Annotated in this window: 25 protein-coding genes; 22 read left to right on the top strand and 3 right to left on the bottom strand. The window is 71.1% G+C overall.

Translation table 11 applies throughout. From position 1 onward, the window contains the following. The first annotated feature begins 76 nt into the window (after positions 1–76). Genes leuS through holA form a run of 3 tightly spaced genes read left to right on the top strand, consistent with a single transcriptional unit; the run spans position 77 to position 4,158 of the window. Positions 77–2,605 carry a leucine--tRNA ligase gene (gene leuS, locus M3M55_RS13295; protein ID WP_249009985.1) on the top strand — a complete coding sequence of 843 codons (2,529 nt, stop codon included), beginning with the start codon at positions 77–79 and terminating at the stop codon, positions 2,603–2,605. Then, entirely contained in the window at positions 2,602–3,150 is a 549-nt protein-coding gene (locus M3M55_RS13290; protein ID WP_249009984.1) for a hypothetical protein, read from the top strand. The genes leuS and M3M55_RS13290 overlap by 4 nt, the downstream gene beginning before the upstream one ends. Before the next feature lie 9 nt (positions 3,151–3,159). Then, entirely contained in the window at positions 3,160–4,158 is a 999-nt protein-coding gene (gene holA / locus M3M55_RS13285) for a DNA polymerase III subunit delta (RefSeq protein ID WP_249009983.1), read from the top strand. A gap of 6 nt (positions 4,159–4,164) precedes the next feature. Here holA and rpsT read toward each other — a convergent pair whose 3' ends face one another. Further along, entirely contained in the window at positions 4,165–4,434 is a 270-nt protein-coding gene (gene rpsT, locus M3M55_RS13280; protein WP_249009982.1) for a 30S ribosomal protein S20, read from the bottom strand. Positions 4,435–4,529: 95 nt separating this feature from the next. Between rpsT and murJ the strand changes: the two genes are divergently transcribed. Genes murJ through lepA form a run of 3 tightly spaced genes read left to right on the top strand, consistent with a single transcriptional unit; the run spans position 4,530 to position 10,904 of the window. Next, positions 4,530–6,086: a murein biosynthesis integral membrane protein MurJ gene (gene murJ / locus M3M55_RS13275; RefSeq protein WP_249009981.1), complete on the top strand. Its 1,557-nt coding sequence runs from the start codon at positions 4,530–4,532 to the stop codon at positions 6,084–6,086. Then, positions 6,083–9,049, top strand: a complete 2,967-nt coding sequence (locus M3M55_RS13270) for a S8 family serine peptidase (RefSeq protein WP_249009980.1) — start codon at positions 6,083–6,085, stop codon at positions 9,047–9,049. The genes murJ and M3M55_RS13270 overlap by 4 nt, the downstream gene beginning before the upstream one ends. 43 nt (positions 9,050–9,092) lie before the next feature. Further along, positions 9,093–10,904, top strand: a complete 1,812-nt coding sequence (gene lepA, locus M3M55_RS13265) for a translation elongation factor 4 (RefSeq protein ID WP_249009979.1) — start codon at positions 9,093–9,095, stop codon at positions 10,902–10,904. Between the two features lie 24 nt (positions 10,905–10,928). Here lepA and M3M55_RS13260 read toward each other — a convergent pair whose 3' ends face one another. Beyond that, positions 10,929–11,378, bottom strand: coding sequence for a DUF1707 domain-containing protein (locus M3M55_RS13260; RefSeq protein ID WP_249009978.1), 450 nt, complete (start codon positions 11,376–11,378; stop codon positions 10,929–10,931). A 72-nt stretch (positions 11,379–11,450) separates the two neighbouring features. On the opposite strand from M3M55_RS13260, the gene M3M55_RS13255 reads away from it, so the two are divergent. The 6 genes from M3M55_RS13255 to M3M55_RS13230 are packed head-to-tail and all read left to right on the top strand — an operon-like array spanning position 11,451 to position 16,695. After that, the gene (locus tag M3M55_RS13255; RefSeq protein WP_249009977.1) at positions 11,451–11,858 is read left to right on the top strand and encodes a MaoC family dehydratase N-terminal domain-containing protein; all 408 of its coding nucleotides are present in this window, start codon (positions 11,451–11,453) and stop codon (positions 11,856–11,858) included. After that, on the top strand, positions 11,855–12,265 hold the full coding sequence (locus M3M55_RS13250) for a MaoC/PaaZ C-terminal domain-containing protein (RefSeq protein ID WP_249009976.1): 411 nt from the start codon (positions 11,855–11,857) through the stop codon (positions 12,263–12,265). The genes M3M55_RS13255 and M3M55_RS13250 overlap by 4 nt, the downstream gene beginning before the upstream one ends. Before the next feature lie 48 nt (positions 12,266–12,313). Beyond that, positions 12,314–13,333 carry a heat-inducible transcriptional repressor HrcA gene (gene hrcA / locus M3M55_RS13245; RefSeq protein ID WP_249009975.1) on the top strand — a complete coding sequence of 340 codons (1,020 nt, stop codon included), beginning with the start codon at positions 12,314–12,316 and terminating at the stop codon, positions 13,331–13,333. Beyond that, positions 13,330–14,496 (top strand): molecular chaperone DnaJ, encoded by a 1,167-nt coding sequence (gene dnaJ, locus M3M55_RS13240; RefSeq protein WP_249009974.1) that lies wholly within the window; start codon positions 13,330–13,332, stop codon positions 14,494–14,496. Before hrcA ends, dnaJ begins: the two co-directional genes overlap by 4 nt. After that, the gene (locus M3M55_RS13235; RefSeq protein WP_249009973.1) at positions 14,493–15,323 is read left to right on the top strand and encodes a 50S ribosomal protein L11 methyltransferase; all 831 of its coding nucleotides are present in this window, start codon (positions 14,493–14,495) and stop codon (positions 15,321–15,323) included. The genes dnaJ and M3M55_RS13235 overlap by 4 nt, the downstream gene beginning before the upstream one ends. 4 nt (positions 15,324–15,327) lie before the next feature. Beyond that, positions 15,328–16,695, top strand: a complete 1,368-nt coding sequence (locus M3M55_RS13230; RefSeq protein WP_249009972.1) for an NAD(P)/FAD-dependent oxidoreductase — start codon at positions 15,328–15,330, stop codon at positions 16,693–16,695. On the opposite strand, the gene M3M55_RS13225 is transcribed toward M3M55_RS13230, so the two are convergent. Beyond that, entirely contained in the window at positions 16,643–17,911 is a 1,269-nt protein-coding gene (locus M3M55_RS13225) for a glycosyltransferase 87 family protein (RefSeq protein ID WP_249009971.1), read from the bottom strand. The two genes, M3M55_RS13230 and M3M55_RS13225, sit on opposite strands and share 53 nt — an antisense overlap. 333 nt (positions 17,912–18,244) lie before the next feature. Between M3M55_RS13225 and M3M55_RS13220 the strand changes: the two genes are divergently transcribed. Genes M3M55_RS13220 through M3M55_RS13175 form a run of 10 tightly spaced genes read left to right on the top strand, consistent with a single transcriptional unit; the run spans position 18,245 to position 26,272 of the window. Further along, complete coding sequence (locus M3M55_RS13220; protein ID WP_249009970.1) at positions 18,245–18,673, top strand: GatB/YqeY domain-containing protein; 429 nt, start codon at positions 18,245–18,247, stop codon at positions 18,671–18,673. After that, positions 18,670–19,641: a PhoH family protein gene (locus tag M3M55_RS13215; protein ID WP_249009969.1), complete on the top strand. Its 972-nt coding sequence runs from the start codon at positions 18,670–18,672 to the stop codon at positions 19,639–19,641. The genes M3M55_RS13220 and M3M55_RS13215 overlap by 4 nt, the downstream gene beginning before the upstream one ends. A gap of 13 nt (positions 19,642–19,654) precedes the next feature. Then, positions 19,655–20,065, top strand: a complete 411-nt coding sequence (ybeY, locus tag M3M55_RS13210; protein WP_249009968.1) for an rRNA maturation RNase YbeY — start codon at positions 19,655–19,657, stop codon at positions 20,063–20,065. Positions 20,066–20,070: 5 nt separating this feature from the next. Further along, complete coding sequence (era, locus tag M3M55_RS13205) at positions 20,071–20,955, top strand: GTPase Era (protein ID WP_249009967.1); 885 nt, start codon at positions 20,071–20,073, stop codon at positions 20,953–20,955. 51 nt (positions 20,956–21,006) lie between these two features. Further along, complete coding sequence (gene hisIE / locus M3M55_RS13200) at positions 21,007–21,615, top strand: bifunctional phosphoribosyl-AMP cyclohydrolase/phosphoribosyl-ATP diphosphatase HisIE (protein WP_249009966.1); 609 nt, start codon at positions 21,007–21,009, stop codon at positions 21,613–21,615. Continuing rightward, complete coding sequence (gene trpE, locus M3M55_RS13195; RefSeq protein WP_249009965.1) at positions 21,599–23,023, top strand: anthranilate synthase component I; 1,425 nt, start codon at positions 21,599–21,601, stop codon at positions 23,021–23,023. The genes hisIE and trpE overlap by 17 nt, the downstream gene beginning before the upstream one ends. Further along, complete coding sequence (locus M3M55_RS13190) at positions 23,020–23,592, top strand: aminodeoxychorismate/anthranilate synthase component II (RefSeq protein ID WP_249009964.1); 573 nt, start codon at positions 23,020–23,022, stop codon at positions 23,590–23,592. Before trpE ends, M3M55_RS13190 begins: the two co-directional genes overlap by 4 nt. Next, positions 23,589–24,617, top strand: a complete 1,029-nt coding sequence (trpD, locus tag M3M55_RS13185) for an anthranilate phosphoribosyltransferase (protein WP_249009963.1) — start codon at positions 23,589–23,591, stop codon at positions 24,615–24,617. The genes M3M55_RS13190 and trpD overlap by 4 nt, the downstream gene beginning before the upstream one ends. Then, positions 24,614–25,399 carry an indole-3-glycerol-phosphate synthase gene (locus tag M3M55_RS13180; RefSeq protein WP_249009962.1) on the top strand — a complete coding sequence of 262 codons (786 nt, stop codon included), beginning with the start codon at positions 24,614–24,616 and terminating at the stop codon, positions 25,397–25,399. The genes trpD and M3M55_RS13180 overlap by 4 nt, the downstream gene beginning before the upstream one ends. A gap of 24 nt (positions 25,400–25,423) precedes the next feature. Next, on the top strand, positions 25,424–26,272 hold the full coding sequence (locus tag M3M55_RS13175) for a S1C family serine protease (RefSeq protein WP_249009961.1): 849 nt from the start codon (positions 25,424–25,426) through the stop codon (positions 26,270–26,272). Positions 26,273–26,279: the final 7 nt, after the last annotated feature.

Raw genomic sequence — 26,279 nt, 5'->3', positions numbered from 1 at the left:
CGGGATGCTAGGCAGTCCCGGGGAAAGCACCCGCAACAAACCTGGCAGGGACGCCCAAGTAAGCTCTCGCCCCAGCATGTCGGAGACCGTCCCGCCGCCCCATCCGATCGCCGAACGTCACTTCGATCACAGTGCGATCGAGGCGAAGTGGCAGGGGGTGTGGGCGGCCGAGCGCACCTGGGAGGTGCCGCGGGAGGCCGACCCCGCCGATGCCCGCCCGCGCGCGTACGTGCTGGAGATGCTCCCGTACCCGAGCGGCGAGCCCCACATCGGTCACCTCAAGAACTACGCGATCGGGGATGCCATCGCGCACTTCAAGCGTCGCAACGGGTTTCAGGTCCTGCACCCGATGGGCTATGACGCCTTCGGGCTGCCGGCCGAGAACAACGCGATCAAGACCGGGACCCCGCCGCGGGTCGCCACCGACGCGTCGATCGCCTCCTTCCAGCGGGCGTTCCGCTCCTGGGGCATCAGTATCGACTGGTCCCGCGAGTTCGGCACCCACACCCCCGAGTACTACCGCTGGACCCAGTGGATCTTCCTTCAGTTCTACGAGCGCGGGCTGGCCTACCGCAAGGAGTCTGCGGTCAACTGGTGCCCCCAGGATCAGACTGTCCTCGCCAACGAGCAGGTCGTCAACGGCCACTGCGAGCGCTGCGGCGCCGCCGTCGAGCTGCGCCAGCTCGAGCAGTGGCAGTTCAAGATCACCGACTACGCCGACCGCCTCCTCGACGACCTCGACACGATCGACTGGCCCGAGCACGTCAAGACCCAGCAGCGCAACTGGATCGGTCGCAGCCAAGGCGCGGAGGTGCAGTTCCGCTGCACCGCCAACGGGCGTGACTACACGGTCTTCACCACCCGCCCCGACACCCTGTTCGGAGCGACGTTCTTCGTCATGGCCCCCGAGCACCCCGACGTGCTCCGGCTCGCCGCCGGCGGACCGCACGAGTCGGCGGTGCGCGACTACGTCAACCACGCGCTGAGCGAGTCGAGCGAGGAGCGCGGCTCGGCGGAGAAGACCAAGACCGGGGTTCCGCTCGGAACGACGGTGACCAATCCGGTCACCGGTGAGGAGATCCCGATGTGGGTCGCCGACTACGTGCTGATGGAGTACGGCACCGGCGCGGTGATGGGCGTCCCCGCCCATGACGAGCGCGATCACGCCTTCGCACGCGCCTACGATGTGCCGATCCGCCGGGTCGTCGCCTCCGAGGTGGACGAGCTTCCCTATACCGGTGACGGTCCGCTCGTCAACTCGGGCCGCTTCGACGGCCTGCACAACCGTGACGCCTACGGTGAGATCGTCGGCTGGCTCGCCCGGCAGGGGATCGGCCGCGCGTCGACGAACTACCGGCTGCGGGACTGGCTGCTGTCGCGCCAGCGCTACTGGGGCTGTCCGATCCCGATCATCCACTGTCCCGACTGTGGCCTCGTTCCCGTTCCCGAGGCCGAGCTTCCCGTCCGCCTGCCCGACATCGACGAGTACCAGCCCAAGGGGCAGTCACCGTTAGCGGCCGCGACCGACTGGGTGAACACGACCTGCCCACGCTGTCAGGGTCCGGCCCGGCGGGAGACCGACACGATGGACACGTTCGTCGACTCGTCCTGGTACTTCATCCGCTACTGCGATGCGCGCAACGACACCGCCGCGTGGGAGCGCCGGCTCGTCGACGCGTGGATGCCCGTCGACCAGTACATCGGTGGCGTCGAGCATGCGATCCTCCACCTCCTCTACGCCCGTTTCTTCGTCAAGGCGCTCGCCGACATCGGTCTGCTCGGCTTCCAGGAGCCGTTCCGGGCGCTGTTCACCCAGGGGATGATCCTCGGCCCGGACGGGTCGAAGATGTCCAAGTCCCGGGGCAACGTGATCAGCCCCGCGCCGCTGGTGGCCCGCTACGGCGCCGACGCAGCGCGCACCTACATCCTGTTCATCGGCCCCCCCGATCAGGACGCCCCCTGGAACGAGTCGAGCCTCGAGGGCGTCCACCGGTTCCTCACTCGCCTCTGGCGCCAGTCCGAGGAGCTCGTCGCCCTCGGAGCCCGCGTCGAGGCGGGTGGCGCCGGTGTCGGCTGGGGGCTCGACACCGGCGGCGCGGCGCGCCCGACCGACGATCTCACTCTGCTGCGCAAGACCCACTGGGCGGTGGACAAGGTCACCCACGACCTCGACGGCCGCTTTGCCTTCAACACGGCGGTCGCCGCGCTGATGGAGCTCGTCAACGAGCTCTACCGCCACCCGGACGCCACCCCGGCGGTGCGCGCATTTGCGACCGCGACGGCGGCGAGCCTGCTCTTTCCCTTTGCCCCCCACGTTGCCTGCGAGGTGTATGAGCGCCTCACCGGGGAGCGGGTGTGGGAGCAGCCCTGGCCGGTGGCCGACCCGGACTTTCTCACCGCCGAGCAGTTCGAGCTCGTCTGTCAGGTCAACGGCAAGGTCCGCGCGCGGGTGCCCGCCCCGACCGGCGCGGACCGGGAGCGGCTGGAGGAACTCGCCTTCGCCGCGCCGGGGGTGGCGAGCCACACGGACGGACACGAGATCATCAAGGTGATCGTCGTGCCCGACAAGCTCGTCAACATCGTCGTCCGCCAGGGCGCACCGTGACCGCCCCCGCCCACCATCGGCCCCAGCTCCGCGGGCTGTGGTCGCGGCACTTCGCAGACCCCCGCCGGGAGCGGGCGTTCCTCAGCGCCGTCTCCTTCAACCTCACCTTCCTCGGCTGCCGGGTGGTGACTCATGCGATCCGGGCGCAGCGCGGCCCCTTCCACAATCTCAGCGCCCCCGGGGGACGGCACCTCCATCACTGCACGTTCGGGATCTTCGGGCTGATGGGGGTCGGCTACCTGTGGACCTACCGCTGGGGCCTGGGCGAGCCTGGTGGGGCGCTGCCGTCCCGTGCCGGCTCGCGGGCGACCGCCACCGTCTACGGGATGGCCTCAGCGCTGACCCTCGACGAGTTCGCGCTGTGGTTCGACCTACAGGACGACTACTGGACCGCCGCCGGCCGCAAGAGCGTGGATGCGGTCGCCCTGTTCTCGAGCGTGCTCACCGCCGGGGTGGCTGGACGCGGGGCCCTGCGCGAGCTCGGACAGCTCGCCACGCGGGCGCGCCGGCGGCGGCGGTCCGGCCGCGTCGGACCGGGCGCCTAGACTCACGGCGTGGCCGCGACGTTCAAGCCCGCCTACCTCATCCACGGCGACGACCACGGCCGAATCGCCGAGCGTCGCGCCCGGTTGCGGGCCCTTGCCGAGGCGCAGTCGGGGGTCCAGGGCCTCGAGCTGTTCGAGGGGGAGCGCTCGACGCCGGAGGCGGTCGCCGCGGCACTCAACGCGCTCACCTTCGCGCTCGGCCGGCGCTTCCTCATCGTCGACGGGGTCGAACGCTGGAAGGAGCGGGAGCTCGAACCGCTGCTGGCTGCGCTCGCGGACCCACCGCCCGACACGACCGTCAGTTTCTTCGCCCGGGAGGACGGCCGTTTCAAGGCGCCCAAGGGACTGCACACGGCGGTGAGCCGGGCGGGGGGTGACATCGCCAGTGAGGGGGCGGTCAAACCCTGGGAGCTGCCCAACTGGGTGGTCGCCCGGGCCCGTGAGCTGGGGCTCGAGCTGTCCGGGGATGCCGCCCGCGCCTTGGTCGCCGCGAGCGGGGACCGTCAGCAGCGGCTGCTGCGCGAGCTCGAAACGCTCGAGCTCGCCCTGCGCGGCTCGGCCGGTAGCGCGGACGCGTCGATCGACGTGGACGTCGAGACGGTGACCGAGCAGGCGGCCGCGTCGAGCGAACGCCGGGTGTGGGCGCTCGCCGACGAGCTGCTGAGCGGCGACCCCGCCCGCGCGGCCCGGATGTTCTTCACGCTGCGCAGCCAGGGCGAGAGGGTGGGGGGGATGCTGTTCTCCCTCAGCGCCCGGCTCCGGGACGCCCACCGGGTCGCCGCCGCGCTCGAGCGAGGTGCCGCCCCCGCCGAGGCCAAGGCTGGCCTGCGGATGCCCCCGCGCGCACAGGACCAGCTGCTCAACCAGGCCCGCCGGATCGGAACCGAGCGGCTGCGTCGCGCGGTGGAGACGGTCGCCGAACTCGAGGCGGCCAGTCACGGCGGCGGATCCGGCGGTGCGACGGAGGAGACGCGGACGCTGCGCCTGATCGCCGACTTTGGCGGCTAAGCCAAACTACTGCGCGGCGGTCGCGGAGAGGATCCGCGCGGCACGCGACTTCTTGCGAGCGCCGTTGTTCTTGTGCAGCGCGCCGCGCTTGACCGCCTTGTCGATCGTCGCGACGAGGATCCGGTGCTCACTCTCGGCGACGGCGGAGTCCCCGGAGGCGACGGCGGCTTCGAGACGGCGGAAGTAGGTCTTGACCTTGGAGGTGTAGCGTCGGTTCTCGTCGCGCTCACGCAGCGCGCGGTCGATCCGCTTCTTCTGGGAGGCGATGTTGGCCATGCGGCGGCGTACTATAGCGGCCTCGTGGCGCCCCCTCAGGACACTCGTTGACGGCACGCAGGGTCCCGCGCCCCGTCCCCCGCCGACGGTTGGCGGTGAGTACCGCGATCTTCGGGCTCTTCACCGCAGTGTCGCGCGTCATCGGGCTGATCCGGGAGATCGTCGTCGACGCGCTGTTCGGGCAGGGGCGGGCGATGTCCGCCTTCACGATCGCCTCCCAGGTCCCGAACCTGCTGACGAACCTGTTCGCCCAGGCGGCCCTTTCGGCCGCCTTCGTGCCCGTCTTCACCGACCTGCTTGAACGGGGGCGCAAACGGGAGGCGACCGCGCTCGCCTCGACGCTGCTGTGGATCATCCTCATCGCCCTCGGCGCGCTGACAGTCGTGGGGATCGTCCTCGCAGGCGTCGTGCTGCCGCTGTTCAGCGGCCCCACCTTCGACGGTCAGCTCGCCGGACTGCTCACCCAGATCCTCTTCCCGGTCGTCCTCGCCCTCGGCGTGACGGGCCTGCTCGTGGGGATCCTCCAGTCCTATGACCGGTTCAGCCTCGCCGCGTTCGTCCCCGTCGTCTGGAACGGGGTGATCATCCTCCTCACTGTCGTGCTCCACAGCGACTTCCGTCACGGGGTCGAGGCCTACGCGATCGCCTGGCTCGTGGCGACCCTCGTGCAGCTGCTGATGGTCGCGTGGGGGCTGCGCCAGATCGACTTCCGGCTGCAGTTCTCCGTCGACTGGCGCAACCCGCTCGTCCGCCAGGTGTTCGCGCTGATGCTGCCGGTCACGATCGGGCTCGGGATCGCCAACCTCGATGCGCTGATCAACTCGAGCTTCGGTGCGCTCGTCAACGCCGGCGGCCCGCGGGCGATCCAGAACGCGTTCCTCATCTACATGCTTCCCCAGGGCATCTTCAGCGTCGCGATCACGACCGTGCGCTTCCCCACCCTCGCCCGGCAGGCCTCCCGCCGGGACGCGCGGGGGATGCGCCACAGCCTCGCCGGGGGGATCCGGCAGATCAACCTCCTGCTGATTCCGTCCGCCGTCGGGATCCTCCTGCTCGCCGCACCGATCGTGCAGCTCCTCTTCCAGCACGGCGTGTTCACCCACGCCGACACCCTCGAGTGCGCCCTCGCGCTGCGCTGGTTCGCAGTCGCCCTCCCCTTCAGTGGGGTGAACCTGCTGCTCACCCGCACGTTCTTCGCCCTCCAGCGACCGTGGCTGCCGGCTCGCTACGCGGCGATCAACATGACCGTCGACATCATCGTCAGCGTCGCCCTGTACCGCCCCTTCGGCGTCGCCGGGCTCGTGGTCGGCACCCTGTCGGCGAATCTCGTGATGGTCATCCTCCAGCTCCGGCGGCTGCAGATCGGGTTCAACGGCCGGCTCGACCTCGCCCAGACCCGAATGATCACCGCCCGGATCCTGCTCGCCGCCCTGCTCTGCGGCCTGGTCGCCCGGGTCGTGTGGAGCGCGGTCGCCTCCGTGCTCGGCGACTCGATCCCCGCTCAGCTGATCGCGGTCGGGCTGGCGATCGTCCTCGCCGGCGCCTTCTACGCGTGGGCGGTAACGAGGATGCGCATCCCCGAGGCGCGTCAGCTACAAACCCTTCTCAGTCGCCGACTCGCCCGCTCACCGTCTGTCGAGGTTCACCCATGATCGCCCGCCGGCCCTCGCGCCGCATCTCCCGCCGGTTTCGCCTCGCGCTGCTGTCGGCGCTGCTCGCGACCGGGTGCCTGTCGACGCCCGCCCTCGGCGCCCCCTCAGCCGGCCCCGCTCCGGTCATCCTCGGGTTGGCGCTTCCCCACCGCGCAGAGCTCACCCGCGTTCTCTCCGGGCTCTACCGCCCCGGCAGTCCGAGCTTTCACCATTTCCTCACCCCAGGCGCGTTTCGGGCGCGGTTTGCCCCGGCTCCCGGGGAGGTCGCGGCGGTCCTGGCGCGCCTCCGGGCCCTCGGTCTCGACGGGCGGGTCGGGGCGAGCGGCCTCTTCGTCAGCGTCGCCCCACCACAGCGCGAGGCCCATCTCGTCAGCCTCCTCTCCCATGGGCTCGGCGGTCTCGTCGACGCGGTGATCACTCCCGCTCAGCAGCCGACGCCCACCCCACAGATCCGCGTCCCCGCGGACCAGCGCGCAGGCCTGGCACCTCACGCGGCCGAGCCCGGGGTCGCCGGCGGGGCGTCCGCCTGCGCGGCGGCCGCGAGCGCCGGCGGTGACACGGCCCCCCAGCTCGCGACCGGGTATGACTTCAACGGTCTGTATGCACAGGGTTTCCTCGGCGCCGGGCAGTCCGCCGCGGTCCTCGAGTACGGCGGCTTCCACAACGTCAACCTGACGGGTTTCACCGCCTGCTACCACCTGCACACCCCGGTGAGCCGGGTGTCGGTCGACGGCGGCGCCGGCGCACCGGCGGGCTCCTCCGAGGATGAGGTCGCCCTCGACATCCAGGTGCTGCTCGAGATGGCTCCCCAGCTTGCCCACCTCTACGTGTATGAGGCGCCGAACACCGGCACCGGTGAGCTTGCCGCCTACGGGGCGTTCGTCAGTGAGGACCGGGCGCCGGTGCTGTCGGTTTCCTGGGGCGAGTGTGAGGAGGGCGCGAGCCAGAGTTACGAACGCCTGCTCGGGGCGATCACCGAGGAGGCCGCCGCCCAGGGCCAGCAGATCTTCGTCGCCGCCGGGGACTCGGGATCAAAGGGGTGTGCCGGGGAGGCGCTGCCGACCGGCGCGAGCCTCAGTGTCGACTCTGAGGCGGCGCTGCCGTGGGTGACCGGGGTGGGGGGGACCGACCTCTCCCAGGCGAGCGTCGCGCCCGGGGCGACCGTCCACCGGGAGGCCGTCTGGAACGACGGGCTCGGAGCGGGCGGAGGCGGGGAGAGCGTCGTCTGGAGCATGCCGAGCTGGCAGCGCAGCTACCTGGCCGCCAGCGGCGCCCACCCCCAGGGGATGAGCAACGACTGCGGTGCGCCGGCCGGTGAGTTCTGTCGGATGGAGCCCGACATCTCCTTCGATGCCGACGCGGAGGAGGGCGGCGGTGACCCGCTCTACTGGAACGTGCCCAGTGGTCCGACCCCCGCCCAGTTCTCCGCGTTCGGGGACCGCGGCTCGCCGGGGTACACGATGTACTGCGTCACTCCGAACTGCAGCGCCGGGGGTAACGGCTGGATGCGGGTCGGGGGGACGAGCGCGGCAACCCCGCTCGCGGCGGCCGCGGCGGTCCTGTGGGATCAGGCGGCGGCTGCCGCCGGGCTGAGGATCGGCTTCCTGAACCCGTCTCTGTACGCGGTGGCCGCCAACCCGGCCGCCTATGCCCGCGACTTCTACGACGTCCAGAGCGGCAGCAATGACGACATGTACGCCTCCGCCAAATGCCCGCTCGGGTGCGGCTCGACCTCCTACCGAGCCGGCCCCGGCTATGACATGGCGACCGGGCTCGGCGCCGTCAACGTCGCCCACATCACTCCCGATCTGCTCGCGGCCGCCGGAGCCCTGACCGTCACTCCGGACCACGTTCAGGTCTATGGCGACACGCACGGCGGCCCGAGCACGACCGCTCCGGTCTCTCTCAGCGCCGGCACCCTCCCGACCGCCGGGATCGCCGCCCAGGCGGTGAGCAGCGCACCCTGGCTGCACGTCGTCGCCGACGCTCACATTCCCGGATCGCTGCGGTGGCGAGCCGATCCGGCCGGGCTCGCCCCCGGCACCCATCACGCGACGATCACCGTCACCGCCGCGAACGGCGCCACCGCGACCCTGACGGTCACCGACACGGTCACTCCGCCCGCCCGGATCGGCTTGATCACCCGGACACTGCGCTTCCAGGAACGCCAGGTCACCCCCTTCCAGGGTCGCCGTGAGGTGTGTGGCGCCCCGCTGTGGGGGGACGAACTGGAGGCCCACGGTGTGCTGCCCGGAAGCGTCGGCATCTCAACCGTCGGTGACCAGGCGCCCGGAACCCGCCGGACGCTCGCGTTCGTCAACGACGGGGCGCCCGGGAGCGTCCTCCACTACGCCGTCGATCAGGACAGCGTCGGCTGGATCAGCAACGACCTCGACCCCCACAACCGCCCGCAGGCGATCCAGCTGCGGGCCGGGCAGCCGCTCGTGCCCAGTGAGGGCGCCGTCCGCCACGGTGGCCGGGCGGCGATCGCCCTCGCCTCCGTCGCGAACGCCAACGCGGACGGGGGCTACCCCGCCCTCCAGCAGGGCACGTACCACGGAACGATCACCGTCATCGACCTCGCCGACCCGGCCGACCGCGTCCGGGTCCCGGTCACCCTCGTTCTCGGCGACGGTCGCGGAACCCCACGCGTCGGCGTGCGCGAGCGTCGGCTCAGTGCCCGGGCTCGGCCCGGACAGACGGTGACGCTCGCCCTCACCCTCGACGATCCGGGCGGAGCCTGTGGGTACGGCTACTCGATCGGAAGCGACCGGTCGTGGCTGTCGCCATCCGCGTCCCGCCACACCGGGGTGGTCGTCGCCGGCCACGTACGGCGCGTGCCGATCCGGGTGACGATCCCGTCCGGGACGGCGCCGGGGCGCCTGCGGGCGATCGTGACGATCGTGTCGCTGAACGCCGCCGCGAGCCCGGTGCGGGTTCCGGTGACCGTCAACGTCGGCTGAGCATCGGTCCGGCGCCCCGCCCCGGAACTACCCTTCTCTGCGCATGCCCGATCAGGCACACATCCGCAACTTCTCGATCATCGCCCACATCGACCACGGCAAGTCGACCCTCGCGGACCGCATCCTCGAGCTCACCAACACCGTCGATCCGCGGCTGATGAAGGCCCAGCTGCTCGACTCGATGGACCTCGAGCGCGAACGCGGCATCACGATCAAGGCCCAGGCCGTGCGGGTGTTCTACACCTCGGGACGGGACGGCGAGACCTACCAGCTGCATCTCATCGACACCCCGGGCCACGTCGACTTCACCTATGAGGTGTCCCGGTCGCTCGCGGCCTGTGAGGGGGCGCTGCTCGTCGTCGACGCCTCCCAGGGGGTGGAGGCCCAGACGGTCGCCAACACCTATCTGGCCATCGACGCCGGACTCGAGCTGATCCCGTGCCTGAACAAGCTCGACCTCCCCGGGGCCGAGCCGGAGCGGGTCGCGGCGGAGATCGCCGAGCTGATCGGCGAGCCGCCCGACCAGATCAAGCGGATCTCCGCCAAGACGGGGGAGGGGGTGACCGAGGTGCTCGACGAGCTGATCGCCCGCACCCCCGCCCCGTCCGGGAACCCCGACGGGCCGGCGCGCGCGCTCATCTTCGACTCCGAGTTCGATCAGTATCGCGGGGTGATCGCCTATATCCGCGTCGTCGACGGTACTTTCACCAAGGGCGAGACGATCACCGCGATGGTGGCCGGGACCCAGGCCGAGATCGACGACATCGGCTTCTTCACCCCGCAGATGACCCCGGCGGGCGCGCTCGGCCCCGGAGAGGTCGGATACGTCATCACCGGGCTCAAGGATGTCACCAAGCTGCGGGTCGGCGACACCCTCACGAGCGCCCGCCATGGCGCCCACAGCCCGCTGCCGGGCTACCGAGACGTCAAGCCGATGGTGTTCTGCGGTCTCTATCCCCTCGACACCGACCAGTACCCCGATCTCCGCGACGCCTTGGAGAAGCTGTCGCTCAACGACGCCGCTCTCACCTGGGAGCCCGAGACCTCCGACGCGATCGGGTTCGGCTTCCGGATCGGGTTCCTCGGCCTGCTGCACATGGACATCGTCCGCGAGCGGCTCGAGCGCGAATACAACCTCGACCTGCTGACGACGATGCCGTCGGTCGAGTATGAGGTGACACTCACCAACGGTGAGGTGCTCGAGGTCCACTCTCCGGCCGACATGCCCGAGGTCCAACGCGTGCGTGAGGTCCGGGAGCCCTACATCCGCGCGTCGATCCTCACCCCGAAGGCCTACGTCGGCACGATCATGGAGCTCTGCCAAGACCGACGTGGCGAGCACGCCGGAATGAGCTACCTCTCCTCCGACCGCGTCCAGCTCAGCTACGACCTGCCGCTCGCGGAGATCGTGCTCGACTTCTTCGATCAGCTGAAGTCCCGAACGAAGGGGTACGCCTCCCTCGACTACGAGCTCACCGGGCTGCGTGAGTCGGACCTCGTCAAGCTCGACATCCTCCTCGCCGGCGAGCCCGTCGATGCGCTGGCGATGCTCGTGCACCGCTCCAAGGCCGAGGCATTCGGGCGCAACGTCGCCGAGAAGTTGAAGGAGAAGATCCCCCGCCAGCAGTACGACGTGCCGATCCAGGCGGCGATCGGCAGCCGGATCGTCGCCCGGGAGACGATCAAGGCATACCGCAAGGACGTTGTCGCCAAATGCTACGGAGGCGACATCAGCCGCAAGCGCAAGCTGCTGGAGGCCCAGAAGAAGGGCAAGAAGCGGATGAAGCAGGTCGGGCGCGTCGAGGTCCCCCAGGAGGCCTTCCTCGCCGTCCTCGAACTCGGCGACTCCAAGTAGCCCCGTCCGGTCGGTCGCGGCCCGCTACCAGCGGTGGACGTGCACGTGGACGCCCGGACCGCCCGGGCCGCCAGGCCCACCGAGCCGGCGCGCGCGGCGACGGCGCAGCCCGCGGCTGCGAAAGGTGAGGAAGAGGACGACGGGGAGCAGCCACGCCCCGGAGAGCGCAAACAGCACGGCGGCGGCGACCATCGCGGTGACGGTCACGGCGATCACGAGAGCGATCATCGCCGCGGGAACCGGGTAGCGTCGCATCAGGGCAAAGCCTCCGCGCCGGGGGCGCGGCTCAACCGGGCCGGGAAGGTCGGCGACGACGTCATCGAGCTCCCCGTAGGTGACCGCACGGAACGCTCGACCAAGCCGCTCCTCCAGCTCGTGGGCGAGGATCCGGCCCTCCGTGGCGGCCTCACGGAGGCGCTCGGCGACCCGTTCGCGGTCGGCGTCGGAGGCCCGCAGGGAGGAGCGTCTGGCCATAGGACCACAGGGTACAGGCCGCGACGGCAGGCACCAAGACAGCGTCGGCGCGACTTGTCACAATCGCCGCTGATGTCGCCCTCGGATCTGATCGGCCGCACCTATCCGGCCGTCCGCTACGGCGTGACCCGGTCGGCGATCGACGCCTACGTCGCCGCTGTCTCCGAGGATGCCGACGTCTACGGGGAGATCGCCCCGCCGATGTTCGCCGTCCTCTACGCGGGAGCGGCTCTGCCCGCGGCGCTGTTCGATCCCGAGCTGGGCATCGACTTCAGTCACCTCGTCCATGGCGCCCAGGCGTTCCGCTGGCCCGGCCCGGTCGTGCGGGCCGGTGACGTGATCGACACGGTGCTGAGCGTCGCCGAGATCCGCCAGACCGCAGGGCTCACCTTCTACGGGCTGGCGACCGTCTCCGAGAACGCAGACGGCGAGGTCGTCGCTGAGGGGTTGTGGACCAACATCGTGCGGGAGGCCCCATGAGCACGCCGATCACGCTCACCGTCCCCGTTCCCGAGGACGTCACCGAACGGTACGCGCAAGCGTCCGGGGACCGCAACCCGATCCACCTCGACGAGGCGTTCGCGCGCTCGGTCGGGCTTCCCGGGCGGATCCTCCACGGCCTCTGGACCGCCGCTCACGTCGCCCGGGCCGCCGGCCAGGCCGGTGAGACGGGGCCGCTGCTCGGCGAGGGTGCCGCGGCGCGCTACGCACTCGCCTCCCTCGAGCTCCAATTCCGGGGGATGGGCCGGATCGGGCCCGACCTCGAGATCTCCGGCCAGGCCGACACCGACGCCGACACCGACGGCACGGTGGCGGTCACCCTCAGCGTCACCCAGGACGGCACCCGGCTCGTGCGCAACGCCCGCGCGCGTGTCCGCACCCGCTGAACCCGTCGGGGGAATCGCACCCGCTGAGCCCTCCATAGAATCGAGGGCATGCTCACCGACCGCCAGGAACGGGTGCTCCAGCGCCTCGTCGAGGCCTACCTCGACGCCGGGGTTCCCGTCGGCTCCAAGGCGCTCGCGGAATCGTTCACCTGGGGACCGTCGACGATCCGGGGCGAGCTCGCCTCGCTCGAGGAGCTCGGCTACCTCCAGCATCCGCACACCTCCGCCGGCCGGGTTCCGACGGAGGCGGGATACCGTTACTTCGTCGACCGTCTGCTCCCGGCGGAGGCGGCGGCGCCGGTCCGGCGGCCAGCGGTCGCCCTCAGTGTCGTCCGGCATGAGGTCGACGAGGCGATGCGCACGACGACGGAGACCCTCAGCCAGATCACCAACCTGCTCGCGCTCGTCACCGCCCCGCCGATCGACACGGCGACGATCCGTCACATCGAGGTGATCGCACTTCAGCCCCAGGTGTTGATGGTCGTTGTGATCACCTCCACCGGCGGGGTGACGAAGCGGATGTTCACCTTCGACGGCCCGGTCGACACGGGGCTGGTGGACTGGGCGGGCGCCTACCTCAACGAGCGCCTCGTCGGCACGGGCCTGGGGGCCCGGACGCTCGGGATGCGCCTGCGCGACCCCGGACTGAACGCGACCGAGGTCGCGTTCCTCAGCGAGCTCCTCCCCGTCTTCACCGACCTGGCGACGGGCGCCCAGGACCGCCTCTACTTCGACGGCACCGCCCGCCTGCTGTCGGCGGACCGGTCCGGTGACGTCACCGAGCTCAACGCCCTGATGGAGATGCTCGAGCGCCGCGTGACCGTGCTCGGCGTCCTCCGCAGCGTCCTGGCCGAGCCGGAGGTGCTCGTGCGAATCGGCACTGAGAACGAACTTCCGGGCCTCGCCTCACTGTCCCTCGTCGCCGCCGGGTACGGGCCGCCGCAGCGGCCGCTCGGTTCGGTGTCGGTGATCGGGCCGCTGCGGATGGACTACCGTGGCGCGATCCGCGCGGTCCGTGACGCCGCCGCCGCGCTGTCGGACTTCTGGGGAGACGTCTACCAGACATGAGCACCGGTTCCACCAAACGCGACTACTACGAGGTGCTCGGGGTATCCCGCGGCGCCGACGACGCCGAGATCAAGAAGGCGTTCCGCCGGCTGGCCCGCGAGCTCCATCCCGACGTCAACGGCCACCCGGAGGCCGAGGCCCAGTTCAAGGAGGCGGCGGAGGCCTATGAGGTGCTCTCCGACGCCGACCGACGCGCAACCTATGACCGCTACGGGCATGAGGGCCTGCGCTCGGCCGGCGGTGCCCCGAACTTCGATCAGTTCGGGTCGATCAACGACCTGTTCGAGGCGTTCTTCGGCGGTGGTGGTGGCGGTGGCCTTGGCGGGTTCGGCTCGATGTTCGGCGGCGGCCGGGCGGGCGGTCCCGCCCAGGGCGGCGACATCTCGGCCACCGCCCAGATCACCCTGGCGGAGGCGGCCCGGGGCACCCAGGCGACTGTCAGCTACGACGCCGTCGCTGTCTGTGAACACTGTCGCGGCAACGGTGCGGAACCGGGGACGCCGATCGAGACCTGTCAGCGCTGCAGCGGGGCCGGCCAGGTCCGCACGGTCGCCCGGACACCCTTCGGTCAGGTCGTTCGCGCCGCCGTCTGTGACAGCTGCCACGGCGAGGGCAAGGTTCCTCGCCAGCCCTGTCAGCCCTGCCGGGGACGCGGGCGGCGGGTGAGCCGGGAGACGGTCACCGTCGACGTGCCGGCCGGCATCGCCGGAGGGCAGCGGATCCGGGTCAGCGGCCGCGGGCACGCCGGCGAGCACGGGGGCTCCCCCGGCGACCTCTACGTGCTCGTCGACGTCGCCGAGGATCCACGCTTCCTCCGCGACGGCGACGACCTTGTCACCGCCGTCGACGTCTCCGCCCCGATCGCCGCGCTTGGCGTCACCGTCACCGTGGCGACGATCGACGGGGAGACCGAGCTGGAGATCCCGCCGGGCACCCAGCCGCACGAGACCCTGACCCTGCGCGGCGCCGGGATGCCGTCGCTGCGCAGCCGCCGCCACGGCGATCTGCGGGTCGTCGTCAACGTCGTCGTCCCCCGCCGGCTCAACCGGGAGCAGCGCGCCCTGATGGAGCAGCTCGCCGCCTCCCTCGGCCCCGAGAACCTCAACAGCGATGAGGGCGTCCTGCGCAAGCTGCGCCGCGCGTTCGGCGGTTCGGCCGGGTGATCCGCCTCGCTGTGCGCGTCCACCGCGCCAACGCGGAGGTCGCGCTCGCGGAACTGCTCGAGCTCGCTCCCGCCGGGGTGGAGGAGGTCGACCTCGACGATGGGGTCGTCGAGTACGCCGTCTACGGCCAGCCCGGAGAGCTGCCGAGCCTGCCGTCGCTGGAGGCCGCCGTCGGCGGCGCGCTCGTGGCGGTTTCCACCACTGAGGTCGCCGACGACTGGGCGGAGCGCTGGCGGGCCTTTCACCGGCCGCTGCATCTCGGCGGGCGTCTCACGGTACGCCCACCGTGGGAGCCGGCCGACTCCGCCGAACACGACATCGTCATCGACCCCGGACAGGCGTTCGGCACCGGTGCCCACGCGACGACGGCCCTGTGTCTGGAACTGCTGCTCGAACTTCCCCTCCCGGCGCCCGGAGCCCGCGGCGCGCTCGATCTCGGCTGTGGCTCGGGGGTACTTGCGATCCTCGCCGCGCGCCTCGGCTGGGAGCCGGTACGGGCGGTCGACTTCGACCCACTCGCCGTCGCGGCCACCGAGGAGAATGCGGCGCGCAACGGCGTGTCGCTCGCGGAGGTCCGGCGCCTCGATCTGCGTCGGGAGCCGGTCCCCCCGGCGACGCTCGTGCTCGCCAATCTGCTCGCTCCCCTGCTCCTGCGTTGGTGTGAGGGGGCGGTGTCCGCCACGACGGTGATCGCCAGCGGCCTGCTCGTCGAGGAGGCCGACCGGGTCGCGGCGGCCTTCGCGGCCCATGGTCTGCGTGAGGTCGCCCGGCGCGGGCAGGGGGAGTGGGCGGCGTTGCGGCTCGACGCGGTGAGTTGGCTAGGCTAGAGCCATGGCGAGCAAGGTCCTCATACTCGGTGGTGGGTTTGGCGGCTTCTACACCGCCAGGAAGCTGGAGAAGCACGCTCCGGCGGACACGACGATCACCCTCGTCAACAACACGAACTACCTCACCTACGCGCCGCTGATGCCCGGCGTCGCCGCCGGGACACTCGATCCGCGTCACATCGTGATGCCCCTGCGCGAACACTTCCGGCGCACCCAACTGCGGGTCGGCTGGGTGACATCGGCGGACCCGGCCGCCCAGCAGGTGACCGTCGAGATGGTCTCCGGTCATGAGCACACCTTCGACTACGACCATCTCGTCATCGCCCTCGGCTCGGTGTCACGGACCTTTCCCGTGCCCGGCCTCGCCGAGCACGGGGTCGGCTTCAAGACGATCGAGGAAGCGACCGCGCTGCGCAACCGGATCATCCACAGCATGGAACTCGCCGAGGGGCTCGACGACCCGTTCGAGCGGCGCTCCTACCTCAGCTTCGTCTTCGTCGGCGGTGGCTACGCCGGGCTCGAGGGGATCGCCGAGCTGCTCGACTTCGCTGACGACGTGCTCAAGCTCTATCCGCGCTGCAAGCAGACGGGGGTGAAGTTCACCCTCGTCGACATCATGCCGCGGGTGATGCCCGAAATCCAGGCGCCGCTGTCGGAGTGGGCGATGAACCTGCTGCGCAAACGCGGCATGGAGTTCAAGCTCGAGACCTCGGTCAAGGAGGTGCACGAGGACCACGTGATCCTCTCCACCGACGAGGTTCTGCCGACCCGGACGCTTGTCTGGACCGCCGGGGTCAAGGCCTCACCGGTCGCGGCCAGCCTCGGTGTCCCGCTGGACCGCGGCCGGATCATCACCAATCCGGCGCTGCAGGTCGACGGCTTCACCAACGTGTGGGCGGTCGGCGACGTCGCCGCGGTCCCGAACCCCGCGATGCCGGGGATGCCCTGCCCGCCCACCGCCCAGCACGCGATCCGCCAGGGCAACCTGCTCGGCAGGAACATCGCCTCGGCGCTCAAGGGGGGAGAGGTCCGCCCGTTCACCTTCAAGACCCTCGGCTCCTTCGCTGACCTGGGCCGTCACAAGGCGGTCGCGAACCTGATGGGGATCAAGGTCAAGGGATTCCTCGCCTGGGTGATCGCCCGCACCTACCACCTCGCCTGGATGCCCGGCTGGGACCGCCGGATCCGGCTTCTCACCGACTGGACGGTCGGGGCGCTGTTCCCGCGGGACATCGCGGAGATGACCCGGATCGGGCACATCCCGCCGCTCGATCAGCCGATTCTGCCGCCGGCGCCGGCCAAACGGGAACTCCCTGCGGTCACCGAGGTCCCGGGAGCCCCGGAGTCGCGCAGCGGGACGACCGTCGCCTGAGGCGCTGCTCGCGGACGGCCGCGCTGAGCAGTGCCGCGACGCCGATCAGCACGTAGGGGTCGGCGGTCAGGGAGACGAGCCCGGTGACGCTTTCATGCCGGACCATGAACCGCTCGGGAATGTAGGCGAACCCGATCGCGGCGGCGGCGAGGGCCGCGGCTCCCAGCGCCGCCGAGCGTCCTCGCAGCGCCGCCACGGTGAGCCACACGAGCCCGGGCACCGCCAGCGTCCAGTGGTGGGTCCAGGAGACCGGGGAAGCGAGCAGCGTCGTGACGATCGCCAGCCCCGTCCCGAGGGTCGTCTCCCTGCGGCGGGCGGCGGACACCGCAAGCCAGAGGCCACCGCAGGCGACGATCACGACGATCGCCTCGGGCTCGAGACCGGGGTGGGGGACGCCCAGCAGCCGGGCGAGCGCGCCGCGGAGGGACTGGTTGGCGGCATCCTGGGCACCACCGACCCGGGCGCTGTCGAGGACGAGTCCGCCCCAGTAGTGGATCGCGGCAGAGCCGGTGGCGGCGAGGCTGAGCGCGATCGTGGCGAGGAAGGCGACGAGCGCGGTGAGCGCGTTGGCGCGCCGGCCCTGCAGGAACAGGTAGACGATCAGCAGCAGCGGCGTGAGCTTCAGTCCGGCGGCCACGCCGATCGCCACCCCGCGCAGGGGCGCGTCGGCCGGTCGGCTGAGGTCGAGGAGGACGAGTCCGGCGATGAGCAGATCGATCTGCCCGTAGCCGAGGGTCACGGTGATCGGCTCCAGCCACAGCGCCCCGGCGGCGATGAGCGCCGCGAACGGCCAGCGTCCGACCGCGCGCACCGGCGTCCCGGCCAGCGCGAGGGCGCTGTGGATCACCCACACGAGCGCGAGCAGGTTGAGCCCGAGCACGACGGCCTCGTCGACGACGAGCGGAGCGAAGGCGAGTGGGGCCAGCAGGATCGCCGCGGCCGGCGGGTAGGTGAAGCCGAGATGGTGGATGATCGGATGGCTGTAGAGGCCGGCGCTGTCGAGCACTCGCACCGCCGCCCCGCGGTAGACGCGAAGGTCAAAGAACGCAAGGGCGCGCGGTCCGACGTGGAAGGGCCCGCGGGTCGACAGACGGAGGTAGATGAAGGTCGAGAGGCCGAGCAGCCCCCACCCGGCTCCGGCGCCGGCGAGCCGGGCCGCAGCCGACCGGGACGGCAGGACGCGCGCGATGACGGTCGGGGGAGAGGAGAGCGACACCTGCCCCTACGGTTCCACATCCGCCCGCCTGGACAAGGAGGCTTAACCGAATCCTGTCCAGAGGGCCGATGTTCGTCCACCCCAGGAGCGCGATCCTCAATCATCCTCACGCACTCCCAACCGGCCCGGTCCGGCCAGCAAAGCTTCGCAGTGGCAGCACGCGCGGTTCTCTCTCCTCTCCAGCGCGCCACTGCGAGGACTCAAACCGGCCGGGGTCCGCGTCGCGGTCTCCGGTTGGAAGTGGAGGTGAGCGTGCACGGTTCCCGGCCGACGGTGGGCGGCCGGGAACCCGTGCCCGTTCCGCCGGGGCGGGGTCCTATCCTGTAGGGCACGGTGAGTGTGCTCGATCAGGTCCGCGCGGACACGGTTCGCGCGATGAAGGCGGGTGACAAGGCCACCGTGACGGCCTTGCGTCTGCTCACATCCGAGCTGCAGCGCGAGCACAAGGAGGGGCGCGGTGATGAAGCGGGCGTCCTGCGACGCGAACGCAAGCGCCGGCTCGAGGCGGCCGACCAGTTCGCCGGGGCCGGGCGGCCGGAGCTGGCCGCCCAGGAGCGCGCCGAGGCGGAGCTGATCGCCGCGTACCTGCCGCCCGAGCTCGATGACACCACGCTCGCGACGATCGTTGCGGCGGCGGTCGCCGAGACCGGTGCGACGACGGTGCGGGATCTCGGTGGCGTGATGAAGCTCGTGATGGCGAGAACGGACGGTCAGGTGGACGGAAAACGGGCCCAAGCGGCGGTCAGGGAGGCACTCAGTTGAGAACGCGGATCGAACTGGACAACCCGACGGCCGCCGAGCTGGCGGGGAGTGGAGACTGCGTCCTGCGGTCCCTCGACGCCCACCTGCGCTGCGCCGTGTTCCTTCGCGGCAACGTCCTCACCCTCGACGGGGACGAGGCGGCCGTCGCCGCCGGTGAACGGGTGATCCGCGAACTGACGGCGCTCGTCGCCAAGGGCCACGAGCTCGACGCCTCCTCGGTCGAATCGGTGTCCGGAGCGATCAGCGAACAGGTCGACCCCGCTCAGGTCCTCGACGACGTCGTCTGGCGCCACCGGTCGAGCAAGGTGGCGCCCAAGACCGTCCATCAGAAGCGTTACGTCGACGCGATCCGCAGCCAGACGGTGACCTTCGGGATCGGTCCCGCCGGCACCGGCAAGACGTTCCTCGCCGTGGCCGCCGCCGCCGCCGCGCTCCAGTCCCGGGAGGTCAACCGGATCATCCTCACCCGCCCGGCGGTCGAGGCCGGCGAGCGGCTCGGCTTCCTGCCGGGGGACCTGATGGCCAAGGTCGACCCGTACCTGCGTCCGCTCTTTGACGCTCTCCACACGATGCTCGAGCCCGAGAAGGTCGCCCAGCACCTCGAGCGCGGCGTGATTGAGGTCGCCCCTCTCGCCTACATGCGCGGGCGGACCCTCAACGACAGCTTCATCATCCTCGACGAGGCGCAGAACACGACGCCCGAGCAGATGAAGATGTTCCTCACCCGCCTCGGCTTCGGATCGAAGATGGTCGTCACCGGGGACATCAGCCAGGTCGATCTCCCGCGTGACCAGCAGTCCGGCCTGATCGCCGTCAGTGAGGTGCTCGACGGAGTCGAGGGGATCACCTTCGTCCGCTTCGGGGAGGAGGACGTCATCCGGCACAAGATGGTGCGCCGGATCGTCGCCGCCTACGACGAGCACGCCCAGCGTCGAGCCGCTCCGATCCGCCCGGCCAAGTCGGCCTGAGGCAGCCGCGGCCGTGAACGTCCACGCGCTCGACATCGAGGTTCTCAACGCGGGGGCGCTCGCCCCGGGCGATCCGCTCCCGCTCGAGGTGCGTGAGCTGTGCGTGCTCGCGCTCGCCTCCGCCGGGATTCGCGAGGGCCACCTCGCGGTCACGTTCGTGACCGCCGAGCGGATCCGCGAGCTCAACCGCGATCACCGCGGTCGCGACACCCCGACGGACGTGCTCTCCTTCGGCGTCGACGAGGACGGCGAGAGCGCCGGCCCCCGGGAGCTCGGGGACATCATCATCTGCCCCGACCACACCGAGGACCTCCGCGAGGCGATCATCCATGGCGCCCTCCATCTCGCCGGGATGGATCACGAGACCGACGAGGGGGAGATGCTCGCACTCCAGTCCGAACTCGTCCGCTGGATCAGCACGTGAGCGTGATGCGGTCCGGCTTCATCGCGCTCGCGGGCCGGCCAAACGTCGGCAAGTCGACGCTCACCAACGCGATCGTCGGATCGAAGGTGGCGATCGTCTCCGAGAAGCCGCAGACGACCCGGCGGGCGATCCGGGCCGTCGCGTCGGGCCCGGACTTCCAGCTCGTGATCGTCGATCTCCCCGGGGTTCAGCGGCCGCGGGACGCCCTCACCGAGCGGATGCAGCGCCGTGTCGAACACGAGCTCGCCGACGCGGACGCCTGCCTGATGGTCGTCAACGCCGTCCAAGGCATCGGTCCGGGCGACCGGTTCATCGCCGGCCTTCTCACCAAGGCCGCCGGTGCCACGCCCGTCGTCGTGGCGGTCAACAAGCTCGATGCGGTCGACCGGGCACGAACGGTTGAGGTGCTCTCTGCCGTCGCCGAGCTTGGCGTCGCCGATGACATCTTCCCCGTCTCCGCCCGCACCGGAAGCGGTGTGGGCCCGCTCGTCAGCCACCTCGCCGGGCTGCTGCCGCCCGGGCCGAGCTACTTCGCCCCCGACCAGCGCTCCGACCAGTCCGAGGCGGTCCTGCTCGCTGAGCTGGTGCGTGAGCAGGTGCTGATGCGGACCCGGGACGAGGTTCCCCATGCCGTTGAGGTGGAGATCCTCGCGATCGACGAGCCCCCCGGCGGACCGGTACGGATCGAGGCGGTCGTGCTGGTGGAGACCGAGTCCCAGAAGGGCATTCTCATCGGGGCCGGCGGGCGCATGATCAAGGCGATCGGGACGGGGGCGCGACGGGCGATCGAGCGCGAACGCGCCGCGCACGTGCACCTCGACCTGTCCGTCCGCGTCCGCCGCCACTGGCGCGCCGATGACCGCGTGCTCGACCGTCTCGGCATCGAGTGAAACCCCCGCGCCCCCCGGCGACGGCGCGAACCCTAGACTCCGGCGCCAGCCATGGACAGCAGCGCAATCACCTTTGATGACCGGGGGCTCGTCCCCTGCATCGTTCAGGACGCGGTCAGCGGAGAGGTGCTCACCCTCGCGTACATGAACGCGGAGGCGCTCGCCCGCACCCAGGAGACGGGCGAGGTGCACTTCTTCAGTCGCAGCCGACAACAGCTCTGGCATAAGGGAGCAACCTCCGGAAACCGCCTCGACCTGGTCGCCCTGCGCCACGACTGTGACGCCGACGCGATCCTCGCCCTCGTCTCCCCGCGCGGTCCGGCCTGCCACACCGGGGCGCGTACATGCTTCTTCGCCGGCGACCACGCGCCCGCGGTCGCCCATGAGGTGCTCCCCGCGCTGGAACGGACGATCGCTCAGCGGCGTGACGCCAACGAGCCCGAGAGCAGCTACACAGCGCGCCTGCTCGCGGACCCGGCGCTGATCGGTGAGAAGGTCCAGGAGGAGGCCGAGGAGGTCGCGCGGGCCGCCCGGGAGGAGTCCGATGACCGGGTCGCCAACGAGGCCGCCGACCTCCTCTACCACCTCACCGTGCTGCTCGCCAGCCGGAAGCTCAGCCTCGCGGACGCGGAGCGCATCCTGGATGAGCGCAGCCGCTGAGGCACCCCAGGCTCGCGTCGAGTACGCCTCCTGGATCGATGACACCGAGACCCCGGTCTCGGCGTTCCTGAAGCTGTCGGCGGCCGCGCCCGGGGAACCGGCGTTCCTGCTCGAATCCGCCGAGCACGGCCGGGTCGGCCGCTACTCCTTCCTCGGCCACCGCCCGCGGGCGACGCTGCGCTGGCGCCTCGGCGATCCCGGCGACCCCTACGCGCTCGCGGCGGCAGCGGTCGCCGCCCACGCCCCCGCCGCCCCCGCCGAGGACCCGACGCTGCCACCGTTCCTCGGCGGCGCCGTCGGCATGTTCGCCTATGACCTCGTGCGGACCGTCGAGCCGAGCCTCGGCGCCCCGAACCCCGATCCGCTCGGCACCCCCGACCTCGCGCTGATGCTGACCGACACGCTGGTGGTCTTCGACCACCTCCAGCATCGGATCACCGTGATCGCCCACACCTACCCGGACGAGCCTGACGGCGCCGGGGCCGTGAAGATCGAGGCGGTCGCCACCGCGCTGTCCGGGGCGCTCCCCCGGGGGAGCCGAGCCGGTGAGCCGGCTCCCCCGCCACCCGACTTCCGCTCCAACCTCACCCGTGAGCAGTTTGAGGCCAACGTCGCCAGGATCATCGACTACATCCGTGCGGGCGACGCCTACCAGGTCGTGCCGAGTCAGCGCTGGAGCGCTCCGACGGAGCTGAGCGCCTTCTCCATCTACCGCGGGCTCCGAGCGGTCAACCCGAGCCCGTACATGTACTACCTCGACTTCGGTGACTTCCAGATCGCCGGGGCGAGCCCGGAGCCGCTCGTCACCGTCACCGGGCGCCGGGTCGCGACGACGCCGATCGCCGGGACCCGCCCGCGCGGTACGACGGCCGAAGAGGACGCGCGCCTGGCCGCCGAACTGCTCGCCGATCCCAAGGAACGGGCCGAGCACGTGATGCTCGTCGACATGGGGCGCAACGACATCGGCCGGGTGTCGCAGTACGGGACGGTGCGGGTCGACGAGCTGATGGCGATCGAGCACTACAGCCACGTGATGCACATCGTCTCGAACGTGTCGGGGACCCTCGCCCCCGGGGTGACCGCGCTCGACGCGCTCGCGGCGGTCAACCCGGTCGGCACCCTGTCCGGGGCGCCGAAGGTGCGGGCGATCGAGATCATCGATGAACTCGAGCCGGTCAAGCGGGGCGGGTACGGCGGTGCGATCGGTTATGTCAGCTACGGAGGCGATCTCGACACCTGCGTGCACATCCGCACCGCGGTGATCAAGGACGGTTGGGTGCACATTCAGGCCGGGGGCGGCACCGTCGCCGACGCGAACCCGGCCAGCGAATATGAGGAGTCGGTCAACAAGTCAGCGGCACTGCGTGCCGCGATCGAACTCGCCCGCACCCAGGAGGGGTGGCAGTGAGGATCCTCGTGCTCGATAACTACGACTCCTTCACCTACAACCTCGTCCAGTACCTCGGTGAGCTCGCCGCGCCCGCGCACGCGATCGAGGTCGTCCGCAACGACCGCCTCGACATCGACGCGCTGCTGCTCCGGGGCTATGACCGGGCGATCATCTCCCCGGGCCCGTGCACCCCGGATGAGGCCGGGGTGAGTCTCGAGGTCGCCCGCCGGTTCCCGGAGGCGGGCATCCCGCTGCTCGGGGTGTGTCTCGGCCATCAGGCCCTCGTTCAGGCCTTCGGGGGACGGATCGTCCGCCACGCTCCGGTGCACGGAAAGACGACCGAGATCGAACATGACGGGGCGACGATCTTCGCCGGTCTGCCCTCACCGCTGCAGGTTGGCCGCTACCACTCGCTCGTCGCCGATCCGGATACGCTGCCGGACTGCCTCGAGGTGTCGGCCCGCGGCGGCGGGGTGATCCAGGCGGTCCGGCACCGCAGCCTGCCCGCTGAGGGCGTCCAGTTCCACCCCGAATCGGTGCTGACGCCGCACGGCAAGACGATGCTGGCTACCTTCATCGGCGCATGAGCGACCTTCTCACCACGAGCATCGACCGGCTCGCCGACGGGCACGACCTGACCGAGGAGGAAGCCGCGGTCGCCCTCGCCGAGATCATGGGTGGCGAGGTCTCCGACATCCAGATCGCCGCGTTCCTTGTCGCGCTGCGCATCAAGGGGGAGACCGTCGCCGAACTGGCGGGCCTCGCTCGGACGATGCGTGCGCTCGCGGCGGTCGTCAGTACCCACCACTCCGACCTTCTCGACACGGCCGGCACCGGCGGGGGCCGGCGGACCTTCAACGTCTCGACGACGGCCGCGCTGATCGCCGCCGCCGCCGGGATGCGGGTCGCCAAGCACGGCAGCCGCTCCTCCACCGGCCTGTCGGGCTCCGCTGACGTGCTCGAGGCGCTCGGGGCCCGGATCGACCTCACTCCGGACGCGATCGCCCACTGCATCGACACCGTCGGCTTCGGATTCATGTTCGCCCCCTACCACCATCCGGCGACCCGGCACGTCGTCGAGGTGCGCAAGCAACTGCGCGTCCGGACGACGTTCAACTTCCTCGGGCCGCTCACGAACCCGGCCGGCGCCTCCCGGCAGCTGCTCGGCTGCTCCCAGGCACCCCAGCTGCCGCGCCTCGCCGGGGCGCTCGCGCTGCTCGGGACCCGGCACGCGATGGTCGTCAACTCCGATGACGGGCTCGACGAGCTGTCGATCAGCGCGACGACGCACGTGATCGAGGTCGTCGACGGGACCGAGCACGCCTACTCGGTGACCCCGGAGATGGTCGGCCTCGACCGCCACCTGCCCGACGCCGTGCCCGGTGGCGACCCCGCCGAGAATGCCGCGATCTGCCGGCGGATCTTCGCCGGCGAGCGCGGAGCGGCCCGTGACCTCGCCCTGCTCAACGCCGGCGCGGCGATCTACACCGCCGGGGGGGCCGACAGCCTCACCGACGGGGTCACCCTCGCCGCGGGCGCCGTCGACTCCGGAGCCGCCGCCGACACGCTCGAGCGGTTCGTCGCCGCGACCCGCGAGCTGGCGCCGACATGAGCGACGAACGGGCCGCCGCTGTCGCCGTGCCGGACGTCCTCGCCGACCTCGTCGGCGCCGCCCGGCTCCGGGTCGCCGAGCAGACGGCCCCCCGCCGGCGGTTCTCCGCGGCGCTCGCGGCCGGGTCCGCCGAGGGGCGCGTGAGCCTGATTGCCGAGCACAAGCGGGCGTCCCCGTCAGCCGGCGTGATCCGCGACGACCTCAGCCTCGCCGACGTCGTCTGCGCCTACGAGCGCGGCGGCGCCGCGGCCCTGTCGATCCTCACCGAGCCGACCCGGTTTGGCGGACGGCTCGCCGACATCGGCTCCGCCCGGGAGGCGAGCGGCCTCCCGATCCTTCGCAAGGAGTTCATCGTCGAGCCGTATCAGGTGTACGAGTCTGCCGTCGCCGGTGCGGACGCGATCCTGCTGATCGTCGCCGCCTTCGGCGACCCAGAGCCGCTCGGGGAGCTCCTCGCGCTCGCCGGGTCCCTCGGGCTCGAGGTACTGATGGAGGTCCACGACCGCCGCGAGCTGACGGTCGCCCGCGACCTCCGAGCGCCGATCATCGGGATCAACAACCGCAACCTCCGCACCCTCGAGGTCGACCTGAGCACGAGCCTCGCGCTCGCCGCCGAGCTCGCGGCCGACCCGGGCGTGATCGTCGTCGCCGAGTCCGGTTTCAGCGCCCCGGCCGAGATCCGTGCGCTCGCGCAGGCCGGTGTCGACGCCGTCCTGATGGGGGAGGCGCTGATGCGCGCGCCCGACCTCGAGGCCGCCGCCCGGTCGATCGCGGCGGCGTAGGCCGGTTTAGGCCCGGTTCAGCGCGTGCACGATACTCCGCCGGAGTCGATGCGCGGCGTGCTGTGGTCCCACCTGCTGGCCTCCGTCCTCGGTGGCCTCATTGTCGCCGGAGCCCTCCTTGCCTTCGGGGTCGTCGGCGCCCGCCACACCGAGACCGTCCCGATCAATTACGCGACGGCGCCACCGGTCAACCCCGCCGGACCGACTGCCGGCAGCGCGGTCGCGTCGACCTACCTCGACGAGTCGCCCGGGGTCGTCCAGGTCCGCGCGATCGTCGGCCGGCGTGTGACGAGTCCGTTCGTCGCCGGGACCGAGCGTCCCGGGACGGTCGCGACCGGGTCCGGGGTGCTTATCTCCCGGCAGGGGTACATCATCACCGCCTTCCACGTGATCGAGGGTGCGCTCGCGAGCGACCGGATCACCGTCAGCTTCAACACGGACACGGCCCGCCGCGCCGAGGTCGTCGAGTACAGCCAGCCCAACGACGTCGCCCTGCTGCGCGTGTCGATGCGCGGGGTCAGCCGGCGGATCCGGCCCCTGCCGGTCGGGAACTCACGTTCGGTCGGGGTCGGGGACGCGATCATCGCCCTGGCTAACCCCTACGGGGTCGAGCGAACGGTTGCCAGCGGGATCGTCGCCTCCCTCCAGCCCGAGCTCGCCGGGGCCGACGGCGGCTCCATCGCCGACGTGATCGAGACGGACCTCAGTCCCGCACCGGGAGCTTCGGGGGGTCCGCTGCTCGACGGCAACGGAGACGTGATCGGAATCGAGTCCGCCCTCGAGGTCTCCGACGGTTCCGGCCGCTTCCCGGTCAGCTTCGCCGTGCCGATCAACACGGTGCGCACGATCATCCCCCGCGGCGTGCTGCCATGATCTGGGC

The sequence above is a fragment of the Conexibacter sp. DBS9H8 genome, from assembly GCF_023330685.1.
GTDB lineage: Bacteria > Actinomycetota > Thermoleophilia > Solirubrobacterales > Solirubrobacteraceae > Palsa-465.
The sequence above is the reverse complement of the archived record's forward strand: the minus strand, read 5'-3'. Positions and strand labels throughout refer to the sequence as shown.

Excerpts from the sequence above, each read along its gene's own strand:
- leuS (WP_249009985.1), top strand. The coding sequence starts at position 77 with ATGTCGGAGACCGTCCCGCCGCCCCATCCGATCGCCGAACGTCACTTC.
- rpsT (WP_249009982.1), bottom strand. The coding sequence starts at position 4,434 with ATGGCCAACATCGCCTCCCAGAAGAAGCGGATCGACCGCGCGCTGCGT.
- M3M55_RS13270 (WP_249009980.1), top strand. The coding sequence starts at position 6,083 with ATGATCGCCCGCCGGCCCTCGCGCCGCATCTCCCGCCGGTTTCGCCTC.
- lepA (WP_249009979.1), top strand. The coding sequence starts at position 9,093 with ATGCCCGATCAGGCACACATCCGCAACTTCTCGATCATCGCCCACATC.
- M3M55_RS13260 (WP_249009978.1), bottom strand. The coding sequence starts at position 11,378 with ATGGCCAGACGCTCCTCCCTGCGGGCCTCCGACGCCGACCGCGAACGG.
- M3M55_RS13255 (WP_249009977.1), top strand. The coding sequence starts at position 11,451 with ATGTCGCCCTCGGATCTGATCGGCCGCACCTATCCGGCCGTCCGCTAC.
- M3M55_RS13250 (WP_249009976.1), top strand. The coding sequence starts at position 11,855 with ATGAGCACGCCGATCACGCTCACCGTCCCCGTTCCCGAGGACGTCACC.
- hrcA (WP_249009975.1), top strand. The coding sequence starts at position 12,314 with ATGCTCACCGACCGCCAGGAACGGGTGCTCCAGCGCCTCGTCGAGGCC.
- dnaJ (WP_249009974.1), top strand. The coding sequence starts at position 13,330 with ATGAGCACCGGTTCCACCAAACGCGACTACTACGAGGTGCTCGGGGTA.
- M3M55_RS13230 (WP_249009972.1), top strand. The coding sequence starts at position 15,328 with ATGGCGAGCAAGGTCCTCATACTCGGTGGTGGGTTTGGCGGCTTCTAC.
- era (WP_249009967.1), top strand. The coding sequence starts at position 20,071 with ATGCGGTCCGGCTTCATCGCGCTCGCGGGCCGGCCAAACGTCGGCAAG.
- hisIE (WP_249009966.1), top strand. The coding sequence starts at position 21,007 with ATGGACAGCAGCGCAATCACCTTTGATGACCGGGGGCTCGTCCCCTGC.
- trpE (WP_249009965.1), top strand. The coding sequence starts at position 21,599 with ATGAGCGCAGCCGCTGAGGCACCCCAGGCTCGCGTCGAGTACGCCTCC.
- trpD (WP_249009963.1), top strand. The coding sequence starts at position 23,589 with ATGAGCGACCTTCTCACCACGAGCATCGACCGGCTCGCCGACGGGCAC.
- M3M55_RS13180 (WP_249009962.1), top strand. The coding sequence starts at position 24,614 with ATGAGCGACGAACGGGCCGCCGCTGTCGCCGTGCCGGACGTCCTCGCC.